The sequence below is a fragment of the Amycolatopsis sp. NPDC051061 genome (assembly GCF_040682935.1).
GTDB lineage: Bacteria > Actinomycetota > Actinomycetes > Mycobacteriales > Pseudonocardiaceae > Amycolatopsis.
The window spans coordinates 156,179-174,730 of record NZ_JBFBBZ010000011.1; the positions used below are offsets into that span (position 1 = coordinate 156,179).

At 70.6% G+C, this 18,552-nt stretch carries 14 protein-coding genes; 2 read left to right on the forward strand and 12 right to left on the reverse strand.

Annotated elements, in window-relative coordinates; translation table 11 throughout:
• Positions 1–203: 203 nt before the first annotated feature.
• A complete protein-coding gene (locus tag AB0N03_RS17375; protein ID WP_364372065.1) occupies positions 204–1,463 on the reverse strand; it encodes an MFS transporter in 1,260 nt (419 codons plus the stop codon).
• A 314-nt stretch (positions 1,464–1,777) separates the two neighbouring features.
• Positions 1,778–2,923 (reverse strand): LLM class flavin-dependent oxidoreductase, encoded by a 1,146-nt coding sequence (locus AB0N03_RS17380; protein ID WP_364372068.1) that lies wholly within the window; start codon positions 2,921–2,923, stop codon positions 1,778–1,780.
• 208 nt (positions 2,924–3,131) lie between these two features.
• Here AB0N03_RS17380 and AB0N03_RS17385 point away from each other — a divergent pair, with 208 nt between their 5' ends.
• On the forward strand, positions 3,132–5,009 hold the full coding sequence (locus AB0N03_RS17385; protein ID WP_364372071.1) for an FAD/NAD(P)-binding protein: 1,878 nt from the start codon (positions 3,132–3,134) through the stop codon (positions 5,007–5,009).
• Here the strand turns inward: AB0N03_RS17385 and AB0N03_RS17390 are convergent.
• The 8 genes from AB0N03_RS17390 to AB0N03_RS17425 form a co-directional block, all read right to left on the reverse strand.
• Complete coding sequence (locus AB0N03_RS17390) at positions 4,993–6,099, reverse strand: glycosyltransferase (RefSeq protein WP_364372074.1); 1,107 nt, start codon at positions 6,097–6,099, stop codon at positions 4,993–4,995. The two genes, AB0N03_RS17385 and AB0N03_RS17390, sit on opposite strands and share 17 nt — an antisense overlap.
• 16 nt (positions 6,100–6,115) lie before the next feature.
• Positions 6,116–7,009 carry a glycosyl hydrolase family 18 protein gene (locus AB0N03_RS17395; protein ID WP_364372077.1) on the reverse strand — a complete coding sequence of 298 codons (894 nt, stop codon included), beginning with the start codon at positions 7,007–7,009 and terminating at the stop codon, positions 6,116–6,118.
• A gap of 69 nt (positions 7,010–7,078) precedes the next feature.
• Positions 7,079–8,629 carry an ABC transporter ATP-binding protein gene (locus tag AB0N03_RS17400; RefSeq protein WP_364372080.1) on the reverse strand — a complete coding sequence of 517 codons (1,551 nt, stop codon included), beginning with the start codon at positions 8,627–8,629 and terminating at the stop codon, positions 7,079–7,081.
• Positions 8,626–9,447 carry an ABC transporter permease gene (locus tag AB0N03_RS17405; protein WP_364372083.1) on the reverse strand — a complete coding sequence of 274 codons (822 nt, stop codon included), beginning with the start codon at positions 9,445–9,447 and terminating at the stop codon, positions 8,626–8,628. The genes AB0N03_RS17400 and AB0N03_RS17405 overlap by 4 nt, the downstream gene beginning before the upstream one ends.
• Entirely contained in the window at positions 9,440–10,393 is a 954-nt protein-coding gene (locus tag AB0N03_RS17410) for an ABC transporter permease (protein WP_364372086.1), read from the reverse strand. The genes AB0N03_RS17405 and AB0N03_RS17410 overlap by 8 nt, the downstream gene beginning before the upstream one ends.
• A complete protein-coding gene (locus tag AB0N03_RS17415; RefSeq protein WP_364372089.1) occupies positions 10,390–11,997 on the reverse strand; it encodes an ABC transporter substrate-binding protein in 1,608 nt (535 codons plus the stop codon). Before AB0N03_RS17415 ends, AB0N03_RS17410 begins: the two co-directional genes overlap by 4 nt.
• Positions 11,998–12,123: 126 nt before the next feature.
• A complete protein-coding gene (locus AB0N03_RS17420; protein WP_364372092.1) occupies positions 12,124–12,762 on the reverse strand; it encodes an HNH endonuclease family protein in 639 nt (212 codons plus the stop codon).
• A gap of 140 nt (positions 12,763–12,902) precedes the next feature.
• Complete coding sequence (locus AB0N03_RS17425) at positions 12,903–13,547, reverse strand: hypothetical protein (protein WP_364372307.1); 645 nt, start codon at positions 13,545–13,547, stop codon at positions 12,903–12,905.
• 113 nt (positions 13,548–13,660) lie between these two features.
• On the opposite strand from AB0N03_RS17425, the gene AB0N03_RS17430 reads away from it, so the two are divergent.
• Positions 13,661–14,947: an adenylosuccinate synthase gene (locus tag AB0N03_RS17430; RefSeq protein WP_364372094.1), complete on the forward strand. Its 1,287-nt coding sequence runs from the start codon at positions 13,661–13,663 to the stop codon at positions 14,945–14,947.
• Here AB0N03_RS17430 and AB0N03_RS17435 read toward each other — a convergent pair.
• Together AB0N03_RS17435 and AB0N03_RS17440 are read right to left on the reverse strand one after the other, a co-directional pair.
• Positions 14,944–15,441 (reverse strand): OsmC family protein, encoded by a 498-nt coding sequence (locus AB0N03_RS17435; protein WP_364372097.1) that lies wholly within the window; start codon positions 15,439–15,441, stop codon positions 14,944–14,946. The two genes, AB0N03_RS17430 and AB0N03_RS17435, sit on opposite strands and share 4 nt — an antisense overlap.
• A gap of 167 nt (positions 15,442–15,608) precedes the next feature.
• A complete protein-coding gene (locus AB0N03_RS17440) occupies positions 15,609–18,536 on the reverse strand; it encodes a BTAD domain-containing putative transcriptional regulator (protein WP_364372100.1) in 2,928 nt (975 codons plus the stop codon).
• Positions 18,537–18,552: the final 16 nt, after the last annotated feature.

Sequence of the window (18,552 nt, forward strand, 5' to 3'; positions counted from 1 at the left end):
TCCCCCAGAGGCTTGCGCAATGGTGCCGTGACAAACTACTCACGCACAGTTTCAGCCCGTTTGCCGCCTGTCCACAAGGGTCTTAGGTGTGTACCTTTTCTCTGACGCCGGATGAAGGGTGACCAGCGATGCGCACGAAGGAGCAGTGACCGACTAGCCGCACCGCCAAGGTCGCGCTGGTCAAGCCCACGCGCTGGGACATGTCAAGCATGTTCGGCGCGTGCGGCTCCTTCATCGACCCATCGCCCCGGGTTCCCGTTGAGGCTGCGCTGCCAGACGAAGGCCAGCGGCAGCGTCATCACGATTCCGACAAGCCCGAAGATGCCGACCGTCGACTGAGGGCTGACGTGGTCGGCCAGGAGGCCACCGAGCAGCGGGCTGATGCCGAGCATCGTCGTCAGGCCGGTGTTGGACAGGCCCATCGTCTGCGCCCGCGTCTCGTCGGGCACCGCCAGCGTCAGCGACGCCGTCGCCTGCAGCAGCGCGATCGTGCCGAACCCGCCGGAGACGACGAACAGCGCGATCGACACCCACGGCCCGGGCTGCAGGAGGCACAGCAGCAGCGGGATCGCGCAGAGCAGGGACATCAGCCCGATCAGCCGCGGCCGGACCCGGGCGGGCACCCAGCGGGTGTAGATGAACGTGCCGATCACGCTGCCGACGGGGTCGGCCGCCAGCAGCAGGCCGATCGCGGCCGTGCCGCCGCCCGCGGCGGCGACGTACGGCGCGGCGATGCCCTCGTACACCGGCAGCAGGCCCATCAGCCAGGTGAACAGCACGAGCGAGCACAGCGGCGCGTCGCGAAAGGCCACGCTGCCGCCGGTGCTGATCATCGCGAAGAACTTCTTGCGCTTCTCGCCGGTCGCCGCGGCGGGCCGGGCGCTCAGTCCGAATCGGACGAAGGTCGCGGAGAGGAGGAACGTCGCCGCGTCGATGGCCAGCGCGACGCGCGGGTCGACGGCCAGCAGCAGCGCGCCGCCGCCGGCGAAGCCGAGCAGCTGAGCCGACTGCACGGTCATGCTCCGGATGCCCATGCCGACGACGAACCGGTCTCCCTCGAGCACCTGCGGCAGCAGGGCCAGCTGGGACGCCTTGAACGGCGGGTTGAGCAGGGAGACACCGCCGACCAGTACGCACATCCCCCAGAACGGCATGCCGGGCAGGGCGACGAGCGCGATCAGCGCGGCGCGGCCGAGGTCGACGGCGACCATCACCGAACGGCGGGGGAAGCGATCGGCGAGGCCGGTCAGGAAGACGCCACCGAGCAGCGAGGGGGCGAACGTCAGCGCGTAGGTGAGGCCGGTGAGCGCGGCCGAACCGGTCCCGGTGAAGACGAGGACGGACAGCGCGACTCTCGCGAGCTGGTCGCCGGCCATGGACAGCAGTTCCGCGAACCACAGTGCCCGGAATTCCGCGATGCCGAACACCTCGCCGAAGGTGACCCGAGCCGGCGGTGCTGCCATACCTTCACTCCCGAGTTCGTGCGCAGACCGTGTCACACCGGTGACCAGTGGCGACGCTCAAACCCTCTGGTCACGGGCGATCACGATACGTGAGTTACCCAGGCCAGTGTCCCGTGACGGTAGGTGAATCTCTAGGTTCTTTAGCTGGTATCTAACGTGTCACGGATCTTTCCGGCGCGTGCAGACCCTAGCCCGCCGTGCACGAACGCTCGCTCCGGAGTCACCAACGGTGTCACCTGATCGGGTAACTCGGGGCGAAAAGGTCAAGACCACCCAGCGTGCTCCCGCGAGGTGGTCCCGAGCGGTGATCCGGCTCAGCCGTCGACGGCGAGGGCGTCCTCCGCCGGCGCCCGCGTCACCCCGGACGCGCGCTCCGCGTCCCGCTTGGCCACCTCTTCCCGGACGATCGGAATGACGTACCGGCCGAAGTCGATCGTGTCGCCGAGCATGTCGTAACCCCGCGCGGACAGGATCTCGACGCCGAGGTCGTAGTAGTCCAGCAGGGCCTGAGCCACCGTCTCCGGCGTGCCGACCAGCGCGTTCGAGTTGCCCGCGCCGCCCGTCGCGGCCGCCGTCGGGGTCCACAGCGCGCGGTCGAACCGCTCACCTTGGGCCGCGAGCGACAACAGCCGCTGGGAACCGGTGTTCTCGGGCTCGGTGAGCTTGTGCCGCCGGGTCAGGGGCTGTCCGCCCTTCGTCCGGTCTTTGATCGCCCCGACCGTCGCGTACGCCTTCTCCCAGGCCAGCTCCTCGGTCGGCGCGATGATCGGCCGGAACGCGACCTGGATCCGCGGCACGTCGGTGCGGCCGGCCGCCAGGGCGGCGGCCTTCACCGACTCGATCTGCTCCGCGGTCTGGGCCAGCGGCTCGCCCCAGAGGCAGTAGATGTCCGCTTCGGCACCGCCGGCGGCGTACGCGGCGGGCGAGGAGCCGCCGAACGAGACGCCCGGCCGCGGCTTCTGCACGGGCTTCACGTCGCTGACGTAGTCCGCGAAGCGGTAGTACTCGCCTTCGAAGTCGAAAGGCTCGTCGGACGTCCAGGCCTTCTTGATGATCTGGATGGCTTCGCGCGTGCGTCCGTAGCGTTGGTCCTTCGTGAGGTAGTCGCCTTCGCGCTGCTGCTCGTGGTCGTTGCCGCCGGTGATGAAGTGCACCGTCAGGCGGCCGTCGGAGATCTGGTCGAGCGACGCGAACGTCTTCGCCGCGAACGTCGGGTACGAGACGTTCGGGCGGTGCGCGAGCAGGATCTGCAGCTTGTCGAGCTTCGTGGCGACGTACGCGGCCGCCTGCGCGGGGTCCGGCGAACCGGAGCCGTAGGCGAACAGCACCCGGTCCCAGCCGAAGTCCTCGTGCGCGCGGGCCAGGCGCAGCGTGTACTCCTTGTCGAACACCCCGCCCGAGCGGGCGTGCGTCTCCGACCCGTCGTGCGTGCCTCCGATGCCCAGGAACTCCACCGGCATTCCGTCCACCTTCTCTCACGTCGGTACCGCCAGAGCTACGCCTCGCGTGCGGTGGACGGCAACGAAGTCCGCAGGGTGGAACTCAGTTCCTTCCGTCGGTGTGCCCCGGGATTCGGCGCCGCCGGCCGGAGTGTTTGGTTTTTATTCCCGGAATTCCGGAGTATGGGAAGGACGCCCTGGTCCGGGGCCCGGGCGTAGCTTCGGCTCCATGGCCGAGCGCGCGCCGTTCACCCTCGCCGTCGTGGGCGCCGGACCCCGGGGGGTCGGCGTCCTCGAGCGGCTCGGCGCGAATTCCGGCTCGCTGCGCGACCGCCGGCTCGAAGTGCACCTGATCGACCCATTCCCGCCGGGGCCCGGCCGGGTGTGGCGCTACGACCAGTCGCCGCTGCTGCGGATGAACTCCATGCCCGAGGACGTCACGATGTTCACCGACGACTCGGTGAAGATGGCGGGCCCGGTGCGCCCGGGACCGACGCTGCTCGAGTGGGCGCGGAAGGTGCGTGACGGCGCGCTCGACGCCGAAGTCCCGCCCGGCGTCGTCGCCGAGCTGACCGCGCTCGACAGCTTCGACTTCCCGACCCGGCGGCTGCAGAGCGCCTACCTGACCTGGGTCTACCGCAAGATCCTCGACGACCTGCCCGAGGGCATCGACGTCGTCGAGCACGCGGCGCGGGCCGTCGGGGTCGACGGTCGTACCGTCAGCCTGTCCGACGGTACGACCGTCGCGGCGGACGCCGTCGTGTTCACGGTCGGGCACCTCGACGCGGAACCGGACGACCGGGAGCGCGAGCTCGTGACGTTCGCCGCGCGGCACGGGCTCGCCTACTACCCGGCCGGCTACACCGCCGACGTCGACTACTCCGGCATCGCACCGGGGGAAACCGTGCTGGTGCGCGGGTTCGGGCTGGCGTTCGTCGACCTGATGCTGCTGCTGACCGAGGGCCGCGGCGGCCGGTTCGAGGACCTCCCGTGCGGCGGCCTGCGCTACCACCCGAGCGGCGCCGAGCCGGTGCTGCACGTCGGCTCGCGGCGCGGGGTGCCCTACCACGCGAAGATCGGCTACCGGCTGCGCGGAAAAGCGTTGCGGCTGCCCAGGTTCTTCGACGCCTACGCCATGGACGGACTCGCCGGAGAGGCGCTCGACTTCCGCACGGACGTCTGGCCGCTGATCGCCAAGGAGCTGGCCTGGGGCTACTACAGCGAGCTGTTCACCGGGCACCCGGACCGCGTGCGCCTGGACTTCGTCGTGTTCGCCGACGCCTTCGCCGACCTGCCCTGGGATTCGCCGGGGATGCGGGACCTCGTCGTGCGGGCGGTGCCCGCCGAGGCCGACCGCCTCGACCTCGACCGGCTCGACCGGCCCCTGTCCGGCCGCGAGTTCGGCTCGGCGGAGGAATTCGGCAAAGAGCTGCGGGAGTACGTCGAAGCCGACCTCGCGCGCCGGGCGGACCAGGAGTTCAGCGCCGATCTGGGCGCGTTCATGGCGTTGCTGTCGGTGTACGGCCAGCTGCCGGTGCTCGTCCAAAAAGGACGGCTGGACGCGGCTTCGCAAGTGTCCGACATGGACGGCTGGTTTCACGGGTTCTTCTCCTACTACGCCAGCGGGCCGCCGCCGCGCCGGCTGGAGGAGCTGCTGGCCCTGCACCAGGCCGGCGTGGTTTCCTTCGCCGGCGCGGACATGCAGGTGACGGCGAACGGCGAGGCGTTCGCCGCGTCCAGCGCGAGCTACCCGGGAACGGTTTCGGCGCGGACCCTGGTCGAGGCGCGGCTGCCGGGTCCGAGCGTCACGCGGGCGGCGGACGGCCTGCTCCGGCAGCTGCGCGACACGGGCGAGCTGGCGGAGGAGACGGTGACGGACCCGGTCACAGGCGCGTTGCTGCCGTCGGGCCGGATCCACACGCGCGTGTCGGACTCCCGCCTGCTCGACGGCACCGGCCGCCCGCACTCGCACCGCTTCGCCGTGGGCCCCCACACGAGCGCCCGCTCGGCGGCGGCGTTCACCCGCCCCCGGACGAACGCGGCGAGCTTCCGCCAGAACGACGCCGTCGCGCGCGAGATCCTGGCGCTGGTCAGCCCGCCCAGCTGACGATTTCGGCCAGGACCTGTTCGGGCGAAGGCATCGCCGCAATCTCGGCCGCGACGCCCCGGGCGATGTCGCGTGGCTTCGGATCGCCGAGCAGTTCGCGCACCGCCGTTTCGATCGCGGGAATCCGGATCGCGTCGCCCACCAGGGACTTCGCCACCCCCAGCGTCGAGAGCGTGTCCGCGTTCGCGAACTGGTCGGCGCCCTGCGGCAGGATCAGCTGCGGCAGCCCGGCGGCGAGCGACGCGAGCACTGTGCCCGTGCCGCCGTGGTGCACGACCAGGCCCGCGTGCTTCAGCACCTCCGCCTGCGGCACGAACCCGGCCGCGTGGACGCGAGCCGGCAGCGAACCGAGCAGCGCGGGATCGCCGGGGCCGAGCGCCACCAGCACGTCCACGTCCAGGCGGGACAACGCGCGGATCGCACCGCGCAGGACGTCCGTCGCGCCGAAGACCACCGTGCCCAGCGTCAGGTAGACGAAGCCGTCTGCCGGGAGGGGTGGCAGCGGGACGTCGGGGTCGAACGGCGTCGGGCGCATCCGGAACACCGTCGGCACGGCGGCGGTGCCCGGATCGCGGACGCTGTCCGGCCAGACGTCGACGCAGGCGTCGCCGAACAGCGCGTCCGAGGGGAGCGTGCCCCACAGCGGCCGCAGCCGTTCGGCGGCGACGGACAAGAGCTCCGGCGGCATCGACCGCCCGATCACCACCGCGACCGCGGGGAGGCCCGCCCGGCGCGCCGCGATCCCGGCGCCGACGTCGCTCATCTCGTAGATGACCAGGTCGGGACGCAGTTCGGGGAGCAGCGGCGTCAGGTCGTCGAGCAGCGACCGCGGCAGCAGCTCGGCGAACATCGTGATGCCGATGTCCATGAATCCGGCGTCCTCGCCGTGCCGTTTCTTGGCTTCGGCCTCCGCCTCGCCGATGCCGATCCCGGCGCGGTGGACCTCGAAGCCGAGGTCACGCACTTGGGGCACGAAGGCTTCGCCGGTGCCGAAGACGACGTCGTGCCCGGCTTCGACGGCCGCGTTCGCCAAGGGCAGCAAGGGAAACAAGTGGCCGTACGCCGGGCGGCACGTGAAGAGGATCCGCACCACCCGAGCGTACCGGTCAGCCCTTCACGACCGGAGCGATTTGCTGGGCCCACTGCTGCGGCGCCGACGTCCCGCCGGGCAGCGAGTTGAAGTACTCCCAGCCGTCGATCCCACCGAAGTCGGAGTACTTGCCGATCAGGCTGCGCACGGTCGACTGGAGTGTCGACATGGCGACGTATCCGCTGCAGTTCGCGGGGTTGGTCACCGTTCCGGCGACGACCTTGCTCGCCGGCACGACCCCGCGCCGGATGATGTTGTCGTAGCCCGACGTGCTCGAAAGCGAGCCCCAGCCGCAGTAGAACTGCGTGTTGAACCAGGAGATCTGGCTCCCGCGGTCGCGGTAGAGCGTGTCGTAGTTAAGGCCCGAGAGCCCGCCGCCGCCACTCAGCTCGGTCGCCACCGGAGCGAGGGTGACGAGGAAGGAGCTGCCGAAATCGGCTCGCAGCGCGTCGATGACCTTGTTCAGCGCGCCGTTGGACATGTGCTCTTCGACGTCGAGGTCGATGCCGGAGAGCGAGTACGTCCGGATGAGGTTCCGCAGCAGCGGGTAGTACGTGTCGAATTGCGTTTCGAGCCGCTGGAAGCTGCCCGCGGCGGCTCCGCCGACGAAGGCGAGGACGTGCACGCCCTGGCTGCGCAGGGTCGCGAGGTCCTGCCACATCCGCGTGAACTTGCTCGCGTTCGGTGGATCGTCGTTGAGGTGGACGACGCTGTTCGTGTCGAGGTGGATCGCCCCGACGACGACGTCCGTGGCCCCGGCGTCGCGCAGGGGAAGCGGCGAGACGTAGGTGGAGCCGTTGTAGATGGTCTGGTAGTAGACGACAACTCTCCGCCCGGCGGCGGCCGAAGCCGGCACCGCACCCGAAATCATCAGCACCAAGGCCACGAAGGCCACGCCGATCCGCCGCATGGTCCAGACCATAAGTCGCGGCGGGTGGTTGGGGAAACACTCACCGTCGTTTCTGTCCGGTTTCCTGTCTCAGCTCACTTCCTGCACCGAACGTCCGGGGATCGCGTCCAGCAGTTCCTTCGTGTACTCGGCCTGAGGTTCCTCCAGCACCTGCGCAGCCGGCCCCAGCTCCACCAGCGCGCCCTCGCGCATCACGCCGACCTGATCCGCGAGCTGGCGGACCACCGCCAGGTCGTGCGAGATGAACAGGTACGACAGCCCCAGCTCCGACTGCAGCTCCGCCAGCAGCCGCAGGATCTGGGCCTGCACCGAGACGTCGAGCGCCGACACCGGCTCGTCGCACACCACCAGGTCCGGCCGCAACGCCAAGGCCCGCGCGATCGCCACCCGCTGGCGCTGGCCGCCCGACAGCTCCGACGGTTTCCGGCGGGCCACCGACGTCGGCAGCGCCACCTGCTCCAGCAGCTCCGGCACCCGGGTTCGCGGAAGCCCGAACGCCCGCAGCGGCTCCGCGACGACGTCTTCGATGGAGAACTTCGGGTTCAGCGACGCGTACGGGTTCTGGTACACGATCTGCATCCGCCGCCGCAGCCGGCGCAGCTCGGGACCCGCGAGCGACGTGATGTCCTGGCCGTCGAACTCCACCGAACCCGCCGACGGCGTTTCCAGCCGGAGCACCATGCGCGCCGTCGTCGACTTGCCCGAGCCCGACTCGCCCACCAGCGCCAGCGTCTGACCGCGGGGGATGGCGAACGAAACGCCGTCGACCGCGCGGATCCCGCCGTCGAACGTCTTCGCGAGGTCCCGCACCGACACCAGCGGCTCGGCGGCGGGCGCGGGCGGACGCGAAGCGCTCGTCATGCTCGGCGCCGCCGCGAGCAGCTGCTGGGTATAGGGGTGGGTGGGCGCGCTGACGACCGAGGAACCCTCCTCGACCACCGAACCCTGCGAGAGCACCACGATTCGCGACGCGCGGTCGGCCGCGACGCCGAGGTCGTGCGTGATCAGCAGGATCGCCGTGCCTGATTCAAGGGCCAGCGACGTCAGGTGGTCGAGGATCCGGCGTTGCACGGTGACGTCCAGCGCCGACGTCGGCTCGTCCGCGATGATCAGCTTCGGCCGCCCGGCCAGCGCCGACGCGATCAGCACGCGCTGCCGGAGCCCACCCGACAGCTGGTGCGGGTACTGCCGCGCCCTTGCCGCAGGGTCGGGGACACCCGCGCGTTCGAGGAGTTCAATCGCTTGGACACCGGCCGTGCGCCGGTCCGCGAGTCCGTGGATCTTCAGGACCTCCGCGACCTGGTCGCCGATCCGGTGCACGGGGTTCAGCGACACCGCCGGGTCCTGGGGCACCAGCGCGATCTCGCGGCCGCGCACGCCCCGCCACTGCTTGTCCGACAGGGAAAGCAGGTCGCGACCGTCGAAGGTGATCGAGCCGCCGTCGATCCGGCCACCGCGGGGCAGCAGGCCGATCGCCGCGTGCGCGGTCGTCGACTTCCCCGAGCCCGATTCGCCGACGACGGCGACCACTTCGCCCGCGTCGACGTGCAATCCGACGTCACGTACCGCCGGGACCTTCCGGTACGACACGGCCAGGTCCGCGATCCGCAACAAGCTCATCGGTCTCCTCCGTCCAGCGCGCGGGACAGCCGGTTCGCGGCGAGGACCACCGCCGCGACCGTCAAGCCCGGGAACGTCGTCATCCACCAGGCCGTGGCCAGGAAGCTGCGGCCGCCCGCGACCAGCGAGCCCCACTCCGGCGTCGGCGGGGTCGCGCCGAAACCGAGGAAGCTCAGTGCGGACACCTCGAGCACGGCCGTGCCCAGGGTGAGCGTCGCCAGCGCGAGCACCGGGCCCGCCGCGTTCGGCAGGACGTGCCGCAGCAGCACGCCCGACCAGCGCACTCCGCTGGCGCGTGCCGCTTCGACGAATACGCCGTTTCGCACGCGAAGCACCTCCGCGCGCATGACTCGCGCGAAGGACGCGAGGTTCGCGATGCCGACGGCGATCGCGACGTTCGTCGTGCCGAAGCCGAGTGCCGTGACCAGGGCCAGCGACAGCAGGATCGGCGGGATGGCCAGGAAGACGTCGACGACCCGCATGATCACGGTGTCGGCCCAGCCGCCGCGGAACCCGGCCAGCAGGCCGAGCGCCGAGCCCGCGACCAGTGCCACGAGCACGGCGATCGCGGTCGCCCGCAGCGAGAGCGACGCGCCGTGGATCACCCGCGCGTAGACGTCACGGCCGGTTTCGTCGGTGCCGAACAGGTGCTGCAGCGACGGGCCCTGCATTCGCTCGGCGGGGACGCCGGTGATCGGGTCGTAGCCGGTCAGCAGCCCCGGCACGAAGGCCGCGAGCAGCACGAACGCCAAAACGGCGATCGCGAGCACGAGACCCGGGTGGCGCACGACGCGAGCCGGGGTGGCGAGGTCAACCACGGGCCACCTCCGGGGTCCGCGCGATGCGCGGGTCGAGCAGCGGGTACAGCAGGTCGACGACCAGGTTGAGCACCACGAACACCAGCGCGGCGAGCACGATCACCGCCTGCACCACCGGGACGTCCTGCGCGGTGACGGCGGCCGCGGTGATCCGGCCGACGCCGTCGCGGGAGAACACGGTCTCGGTGATCACCGATCCCGCGACGAGGTTGCCCGCCACCACGCCGGCGACGGTCAGCGTCGGCACGGCGGCGTTGCGCAGGAGGTGTCCGAAGTGGACTCGCCAGCGGCTCGCGCCCTTGGCCGCGGCGATCTCCGCGTACGGCTCTTCCTGCTGCGTGGCGAGGCTCTTGGCCAGCACCTGGCCGATGATCGCGCCGGTCGGCAGCGCGAGGGTGATCGCGGGCAGGATGATCGTCTCGAAGCCCTGCGTGCCCAGCGCCGGCAGCAGCCGCAGCCGGAACGAGAAGAACTGGATCAGCAGCAACCCGACCCAGAACGGCGGCAGCGAGATCGCCAGGGATGGCAACGACAACAGCGCCTGCCGCAGCCAGCGGAACCGCGTGAACGTGCCGAGTAACGCCGAGCCGCCGCCGAAGAGCACCGCGAACACCAGGGCCAGCCCGGTCACCGCGAGGGTCGGCGGCAACGCCGTGACGACCATGTGCGACGCGTCGTCGCCGGTCGCGACGCTGCGCCCGAAGTCGCCGTGCAGCGCCGAGACCAGCCGTTTCAGGTACTGCACCGGCAGAGGCGAGTCGAGGCCGTACTCCGCGCGGGCGGCGGCGAGCTGCTCGGGTGTCGCCGACGAACCGGCCTCCCCGCTGGCGAGCTTCGCCGAAACGGCGTCGCCCGGCAGCAGGTAGAGGATCAGGAACGACAGCGTGAACGCCGCCCACAGCACGAACACCGCCTGCCCGACGCGGCGGAGCAGGTATCGCCTCACGAGAGCCACGCGTCGAAGAGCTGCAGCCGTGACGACGCCTCGAAGTCGACGGCGTGCGCCTTCGAGCTCAGCGCGACGACCTGGGTCAGCTCGAACACCGGGATGGCGTAGGCGTGGTCGACGATCAGCTTCTGCACCTCATCGGCCGACGGCTTGCGCTTGGCGTTGTCCACAGTGGACGACTGGGCGTCGAGGGCGACGTCGAGCGGGTTGCCCGGCGTCAGCCTGCTGCGGTTGCCGGCCTTGGTGGAGAACTGGCCGCGCAGGATGTCCGGATCGGCGCGCGTGACGTTGTACCAGAGGAAGTCGTAGTTCCCGGCGAGCTGGAGCTGCGTGGTCTCGGCCGTGGTGTGCTGCTCGATCCGCAGGTCGAAGCCGATCTTGCGCAGCTGCTGCTGGACCAGCTCCAGCACGCTGCGGTTCTGGTTGAACACCGGCGAGAACACGACGGACGCGCTCAGCGGCTGTCCGTTCTTGACGCGGATCCCGTCGGGTCCGGGCACCCAGCCGTCGGCGTCGAGCAGCGCGGCGGCGCCCTTCTGGTCGTACGCCAGCTGCTGCGAAAGATCGTCGTAGAGCGGCGTCGCCGAGCCGAGGATGCTGGTGGCGGGCTTGTAGGACGCCGTCAGCACGGTGTTCACGACCTCGGTGCGGTCGACGCCCTTGAGCACGGCCTGGCGCACCTTCTCGTCGGTCAGCACGCCGCGGGTGGTGTTGGCGTGCAGGTTGAACACGACGCCGGGGTTGGGCCGGATGTTCTCGCTGAAGCCGTTGCCCGTGAACTGCGGCTCGTCGACCGGCTGGATGTCGGTGGCCGCGTCGAGCTGGCCGGACGCGAGACTGCCGGTGCGGACACCGGGCTCCGGCACGATCTTGTAGTCGATCTTGTCCAGGTAGGCCTCGCCCTGGTGCTTGAACAGCGACGAGCCCCAGGTGTAGCCCTTGCGCTTGGCCAGGACGATTTCCTGGTTCTGCTTCAGGCTTTCGAAGACGAACGGCCCGGAGCCGATCAGGCCGTTGCCCTGGCAGCGCTGTTCCGGCGTCTTCTGGAACGCGGCGGGCGCGAGGACGCCGAGCGACATCGTCGAGCTGGCCTGCAGGAACTGCGCGCTGGGCGCGGAGAACTCGAGGCGCACGGTCTGCGGGTCGACGATCGTCGACGCCTTGTACGCGGCGAGGTAGCCGTAGCCGAGCTGGGCTTTGGTGCCGAGGGCTTTGATGCCGTCGAAGCTCGTCTTCACCGCGGCGGCGTCGACCGGGCTGCCATCGGAGAACGTCGCGCCGGCGCGCAGATGGAAGGTGAACGCCGTCGAATCGGCGCTGACCTCCCATTTTTCGGCCAGCCACGGCTTGATCTCACCGGTCTTCGGATCCTGGTCGGTGAGCGAGTCGACCAGCTGGCGCGCGACGTTGATCGACGCGTTCGTCGCGGTCTGCTGCGGGTCGATGCAGTCGGGCGCGGACGAGATGCCCAGGCGGAGCGTGCCGCCGGGTTTCGGCGGACCGGAAGCGGCTTGTTCGGTGCCGGCGGCGGAGCAGGCGGTCAGCAGGACGGGCAGGGCGAGCAGGGCCGCGGCGTTGCGGGCGCGGAAGAGTGGGGACACCGGACGGCCTCCAGCGGGGAGCGGTTGCGTCTTCGATGAGCGACGCTAACCACGCGCTGAAGGCCGTCCCACAGAGCGAACCGGGGTCTCAATCCCTGATACCGCAAGGATTCGCCCTTGACACGGTCAGCAGCGGCCGAGCATGTCCGTCAACGAGCTCTTTTCGGCCGTGTTGATCGTCAGCTTGAACTTGTACTTCACCGCGACCCACATCTTCGCGTAGGTGCACCAGTAGCTCGTGAGCGGCGGCTTCCACTGGTCGGGCGACTTGTCGCCCTTCTCCTGGTTGACGTTGTCCGTCACGGCGATCAGCTGCGGGTCGGTGAGGTCGTTCGCGTACGCCTGGCGCTGCGCGGTCGTCCACCCGGACGCGCCGGTGCGCCACGCGTCGGCCAGCGGCACGACGTGGTCGATGTCCACATCGGACGCGGCGGTCCAGGTCTCGCCGTCGTACGGGCTCTTCCAGCTGCCGGACGTCGCCGCGCAGTCCGACCCGGTGACGACGTTGGTGCCGTCGCGTTTGAGGACCAGTTCGCGCGTGTTGCAGCTGTTGCCCTGGTCGATCCAGTGCGGGAACTTGTCCCGGCTGTAGCCGGTCTGCGAACCGTCGGCCTTGACGGTGAGGGCCGCGAGGTCGGACTTCGCCGTGGTCGTCGACGGGATGCCCGGCGGGGTGGCCCCGGCGACGCTGACCAGCGTCCCGGAGAGCACGGCGGTGGCCGCGAGAACGGCCAAGGAATGACGAACAGCACGCCTGGTTGGCATTTTGCTGCCTCCGTGTCAGGTGCGGGGACAGCTAACCCTGATACACCGGAGTGGCGAGTGCAACACGTATAGGTGACATGTTGCTGCCCGTTGGTGAACGCTGCGTTGCCATGCGTGCACCCAAGGATGAAAACCGCTGGTCAGGCCGGACCCCGGACCAGCCGGAGATCTTGGGTGTGCCGGTACCACGTCCACTTGTTCACCGCGCGCTCGTGGACGACGTCGTCGCTGATGGGCCGCGTCGGGATGCAGCCGATCTGGAACGCGCGCGAGTAGAGCGTCGTCGGCCGCTTGAAGATCGTCCCCTTCACGACGCGGACGGCCAGGCCGGGCCCGCCCGGATCCGGCATCACCTCGATCGACGAAGCCGGCCCGCGCAGCGCCAGCTCTTCGTCGGCGTAGGCCACTCCGCGGACGAGCCGCAGCACCCCGCGCCCGACGAGCACCCCGCCGACGTCGTCGCGGATCAGCGGCACGGGGTCGACCTCCCCGCGCAGGGCGAGCGCGACGGCCGGCAACGGCGTCTTCGGCAGTCCCCAGAGCGCGGCGACGGCCGAGTCCGGCGAAGACGGCACGAACCCGACCGACACGCCGGAGAGCGCCTCCTTGCGGAGCAGTCGCAGCACGACCGCGGCGAGGTCCGCGTCCGTGCCCGACACGACCAGGTGATCGTGTTCGCCCAGCAAGGGGTCGATTTCCGCCTTGCCGGGACGGCTGGACACGCGGATCGATTCGACATCATCGACATCTTCGAAGCCCGCCGCGTCCTCGCCACAGGCCACCACTATTCCGCGCACCCGCGGGTCCTCCGTTACAGTCATGCACCGGCATTTACCAGCGCCACCGGTGTCCGTCCGGGACACTAAACCTCACGTCGTCGAACACCTTGGAGTGTCACATGCCGGCCATCGTGCTCATCGGTGCCCAATGGGGGGACGAAGGCAAGGGCAAGGCCACCGACCTGATGGGTGACCGGGTCCAGTGGGTCGTCCGCTACCAGGGTGGCAACAACGCCGGGCACACCGTGGTGCTGCCGAACGGCGAGAACTTCGCCCTGCACCTCATCCCGTCCGGCATCCTCACCCCGGGCGTGACCAACGTCATCGGCAACGGCGTGGTCGTCGACCCGGGTGTGCTGCTCGACGAGCTGTCCGGCCTCGAAGCGCGGGACGTCGACACGTCCAAGCTGCTGATCTCGGCCGACGCGCACTTGATCATGCCGTACCACGTGGCCATCGACAAGGTCACCGAGCGGTACCTCGGCAGCCGCAAGATCGGCACCACCGGCCGTGGCATCGGCCCGTGCTACCAGGACAAGATCGCCCGCGTCGGCGTCCGCGTGCAGGACCTGCTCGACGAGAAGATCTTCCGCCAGAAGGTCGAAGCCGCGCTGGAGTTCAAGAACCAGGTGCTGGTGAAGGTCTACAACCGCAAGGCCCTCGACGCGAACGAGGTCGCCGACGAGGTACTGGCCGCGGGCGAGAAGTTCGCGCACCGCATCGCCGACACGCGGCTGCAGCTCAACCAGGCCCTCGAGCGCGGCGAGATCGTGCTGCTGGAGGGCTCACAGGGCACGCTGCTCGACGTCGACCACGGCACCTACCCGTTCGTGACGTCGTCGAACCCGACGTCCGGCGGCGCGAGCGCGGGCTCCGGCATCGGCCCGGGCCGCATCACGACGGTGCTCGGCATCCTCAAGGCGTACACCACCCGCGTCGGCTCGGGCCCGTTCCCGACCGAGCTGCACGACGAGTCCGGCGAGTACCTGCGCAAGCAGGGCGGCGAGTTCGGCGTCACGACGGGCCGCTCGCGCCGCACGGGCTGGTTCGACGCGGTGATCGCGCGCTACGCGGTGCGCGTCAACGGCATCACCGATTACTTCCTCACGAAGCTGGACGTGCTGTCCGGGCTGGAGAAGGTGCCGGTGTGCGTCGGCTACGAGGTCGACGGCTTCCGCACGCAGGACATGCCGATGACGCAGACCGACGTGCACCACGCGATCCCGATCTACGAAGAGCACCCGGGCTGGTTCGAGGACATCTCGGCGTGCCGCACGTTCGAGGAGCTCCCGGCGAACGCGCGCGCGTACGTCGAGCGTCTGGAAGAGCTGTCGGGCGCCCGGATTTCGGCGATCGGCGTGGGCCCGGGCCGTGAGCAGACGATCGTGCGGCATACGTTTGTCTAAGTCAGCTTCGTGCTGACCGGCGTCTCGTTGCGGAAGAGGTCGAGCACCGGGCAGTGCTCGTCGACCTCGCGCTTGAGGTCTTCGTAGCGCTCCCGGCTCGCCGGGCCCTCCAGTTCGACGGACACGCGCACGTCCCCGAAACCGGGGCGGGTGTTGAAGGAGAAGCCGAAGAAGCCGTGGAGGTCGAGGTCGCCGTCGACGGTGACCTTGACGGAGTCGAGCGGGATGCCGCGCTTCGCCGCCCAGAACTGGTAGGTGATGACCTGGCAGGACCCCAGGGCGGCGAGCGCGACCTCGACGGGGTTGGCGGCCTGGTCGGTCCCGCCGAGCGCGGGCGGCTCGTCGACGGTGAAGCTGTGGTCCCGGACGTTGACGAGGACCTCGGTCTTGGTACCGGGCTTGAGGGTGTGGGCCACGCTGAAGGAGACGGCGGCGTTGTGCGGGTCGGCGTCGACGGCCTTGCGGGTGCCTTCGATGACGTCGGTCAGCGACATGGGTGCTCCTCGGTGATCGGCATTTCGCCACAGGGTGAGCGATTCTCGCGGCGGGCGCGCGGGTTCTCACGCGCTGGGAGCGGCGGTGTCCGCGATGCGGAAGCGCTTGCACAGCCGGGCGAAGCGGGGATCATGGCGACCTCCCCGAGCGTCGGCTCGGCGCGGGCTCAGCCGGCCCCGCGCTCACCGGCGATGGCGGCGAGCCCGTGGTAGCCGTGGGTTTCCGCGAGGCGCCGGGCCGAGCCGAGGTAGTGGCCGGCTTGCGCCGGCGACCCGGCGGCGCGGTGGATGCGGCCGATCCTGATCAGGGCTTCGCATTCGTCGAACCGGGCGCCGGTTCGGCAGGCGAGGCGGAGCGCGTGGTGGCCGCTGACCAGTGCACGCCGGTGGTCGCCGCCGGCGAGGTGACTCACCGCCAGCGCGGCGTGCCCGGCGATTTCGGCGCTGGTGTCGCCGGTGCCCTGACCGAACTCGAGCACTGTCCCGGCGAGGCGGACGGCTCGCGCGGGGTTCCCGGTGGCGGCGTGGATCGCGCTGAGCAGCGCGAGCGCGTGGACCTCGGTGCAGCGATCGTTCAGGCGTCGGGCGCCTTCGGCGGCTTCTTCCGCGGTGGGGAGCGCGGCGGCGTAGTCCTCCGCGCGGGCTCGCACGCGCGCGAGCAGCAAGAGGTCGTCCGGACTCCGCGAGTCCGCGGCACATTCGGCGTGCACGGCCGTCGCCTCGGTCAGCCGGCCGCGGTATTCGTGGAGGATGCCGAGGTTTCGCCGGCTGATCGGGTTGCGCCGGGGATCGAGCTCGGCTGCCTCGGCGAAAAGGGCGCCGGCCCGGTCGAGGTCACCGGTCACCAGGTGGAGGGTGGCCAGGTTTTCCAGCACGCCGGTCACGCCACGCGAGAACCGCACCGTGCGGTAGAGCTCGAGAGCGGCTTGGAAGTGCTTGATGGCGGGCTGGAAGTCGTAGCGGAGCGCGTGGGTGGCCGCGAGGTTGTTGTGCGCGGCCGCGCGCAGGTCCGGCAGATCGGTGGCGCCGGCGGATTCGACGCCGATCCGCGCGAGTTCCAGCCCTTCCGCGAGCCAGGTGGTCATGGAGTGCCCACGCAGGGCGTCGACGAGCTCCCACGCCAGCCGGTGGTGTTGGTGTGCGTGGGCGTGGCGGATCGCGGCGACGAGGTTCGGAACTTCGTCGTTCAGCCAGGCCCGAGCGTGCTCTTCGCTGTCGAACGCGTTCCGGGGCGGTCGCGTCCCGGGCAAGCGCAGGACGTACGGATACAGGACGCGGGCGGCCGCGCCGGCGCGTGCGAGGTAGTGGTCGAGCAGCGCTCGCGTCGCCGTCTCGCGTTCGTCCTCGGAACAGTCGAGATGCGCACGTTCGACGGCGTAGCGGCGAAGCAGGTCGTGCAAGCGGTAGCGGCCCGGCGCGTGCTCTTGGATCAGGTGGGCCTGGGCCAGCCGCTCGAGGTGGCGGGCCGTCGTCGAAGCTGAAGCGTCGATCAGGGCTGCGGCCGCGGGAACGGTTGTGTCCGGGCCCGGCACGAGGCCGAGCAGCCGGAAGGTGCGGCGGGTCGCGGCGTCGAGCGCGTCGTAGGACAGGTCGTAGGCGACGCGGAGCGCGCTGGTGTCGCCGTCGGTCGTCAAGCTGTCCAGTACGCCGTGGGCGCGCATGTCGGTGAGGTGATCGAGAACCCGGCGGCCGGCTCGGTGCCGGATCTGGGCGCCGGTGATGCGCAGGGCGATGGGCAGGCGCGCGCACGTTTCGGCCAGATCGGCGGTGGCGGCCGGTTCCCGGGCTGCGCGGTCGGGCCCGATCGCGGCCGCGAGCACGGCGACCGCGTCGGCCGCGCCGAGGACGTCAAGCGGGAGGCGGTGCGCGCCGTCGAGGGCGACCAGCCCGTCGAGCCGGTTCCGGCTGGTCACCACGACCATGCAGTGCGGTGCCGCGGGCAGCAACGGCCGCACGTGCGCGGAATCGAGGGCGTCGTCGAGGACACAGAGCACGGACTTGGCGGCCAGCACGGACCGGTACAGCGCCGCGGCCTCGTCGAGGTCGTCCGGGATCTGCCGGGCCGGGACCCCCATGGCTCGCAGGAACCGCGCGAGCACCACGGCGGGCCGAGCGGACCGGTGGAGATCGGCGTAGAGCTGCCCGTCGGGAAACCGGTCGCGGACACGGTGTGCCCAGTGCGTCACGAGGTCCGACTTGCCCACACCCGCGGTCCCGGCGACGACCGCGAGCCGGGAGCCATCGCCCGTGGGCAGCAGGCGGTCGAGAGCCAGCAGTTCGGCGCGGCGCCCGCGAAACCCGGCCGCGGCCCGGGGGAGCTGCGCGGGACTGACGGACGGCGTGGTGGGAACGGCTTTCTGCCGCAGCACGGCCAGCTGAGCCTCACGCAGGTCGGGACCCGGCTCGGCGCCCAGCTCGGCGGCCAGCCGGCTGCGGATCTTGTCGTGGGCGTCGAGCGCCGCCGCCTGTTGTCCCGCGCCGGCCAGCGCGAGCATCAGCAGCGCCCAGAGCCGTTCGTGGAGCGGGTGGTCGACAACCAGCCGGTGCAGCTCGCCGGCGACGTCCGCGCACGCACCCAGGTCGAGACGGGCCCGGCAGTGGTGTTCGACGACGGCGAGCCGGGCCTCGGTCAGCCGCTGGGCCTCGCCTTCGGCCGCCGCGGTCGCGGGCAGGTTGGCCAGTGGCCGTCCTCGCCACAACGCCAAGGCTCGCCCGAGCGTTTCCGCGGCGTCCTTGTCGTCGCCGGCGAGGAGAGCCCGGTGACCCGCGGCGGCGAGTCGTTCGAACCGCTCGATGTCGAGCTCGTCCGCCTGGACTTCGATCAGATAGCCACCCGCCCGGGCGTGGATCCGCCGTGCGCCGGGTTCCAGCCCGGCAAGCTGCCGGCGCAGCTGGGCGACGTGGGTGCGCAAGTTCGCCATCGCCGACGGCGGCGCCGTCTCACCCCAGACCACCTCCACCAGCCGCGGTGGCGAAATCACCGCGTTGGGCGTCAGCAGGAGTGCGGCGAGAAGGGCTCGTTGCCGCTGCGAGGCCAGCCGCAGGTGCGCGGTTCCCGACCGGACTTCGACCGGGCCGAGGAGCAGGAACTCCACGACATCCCTCCCGGTG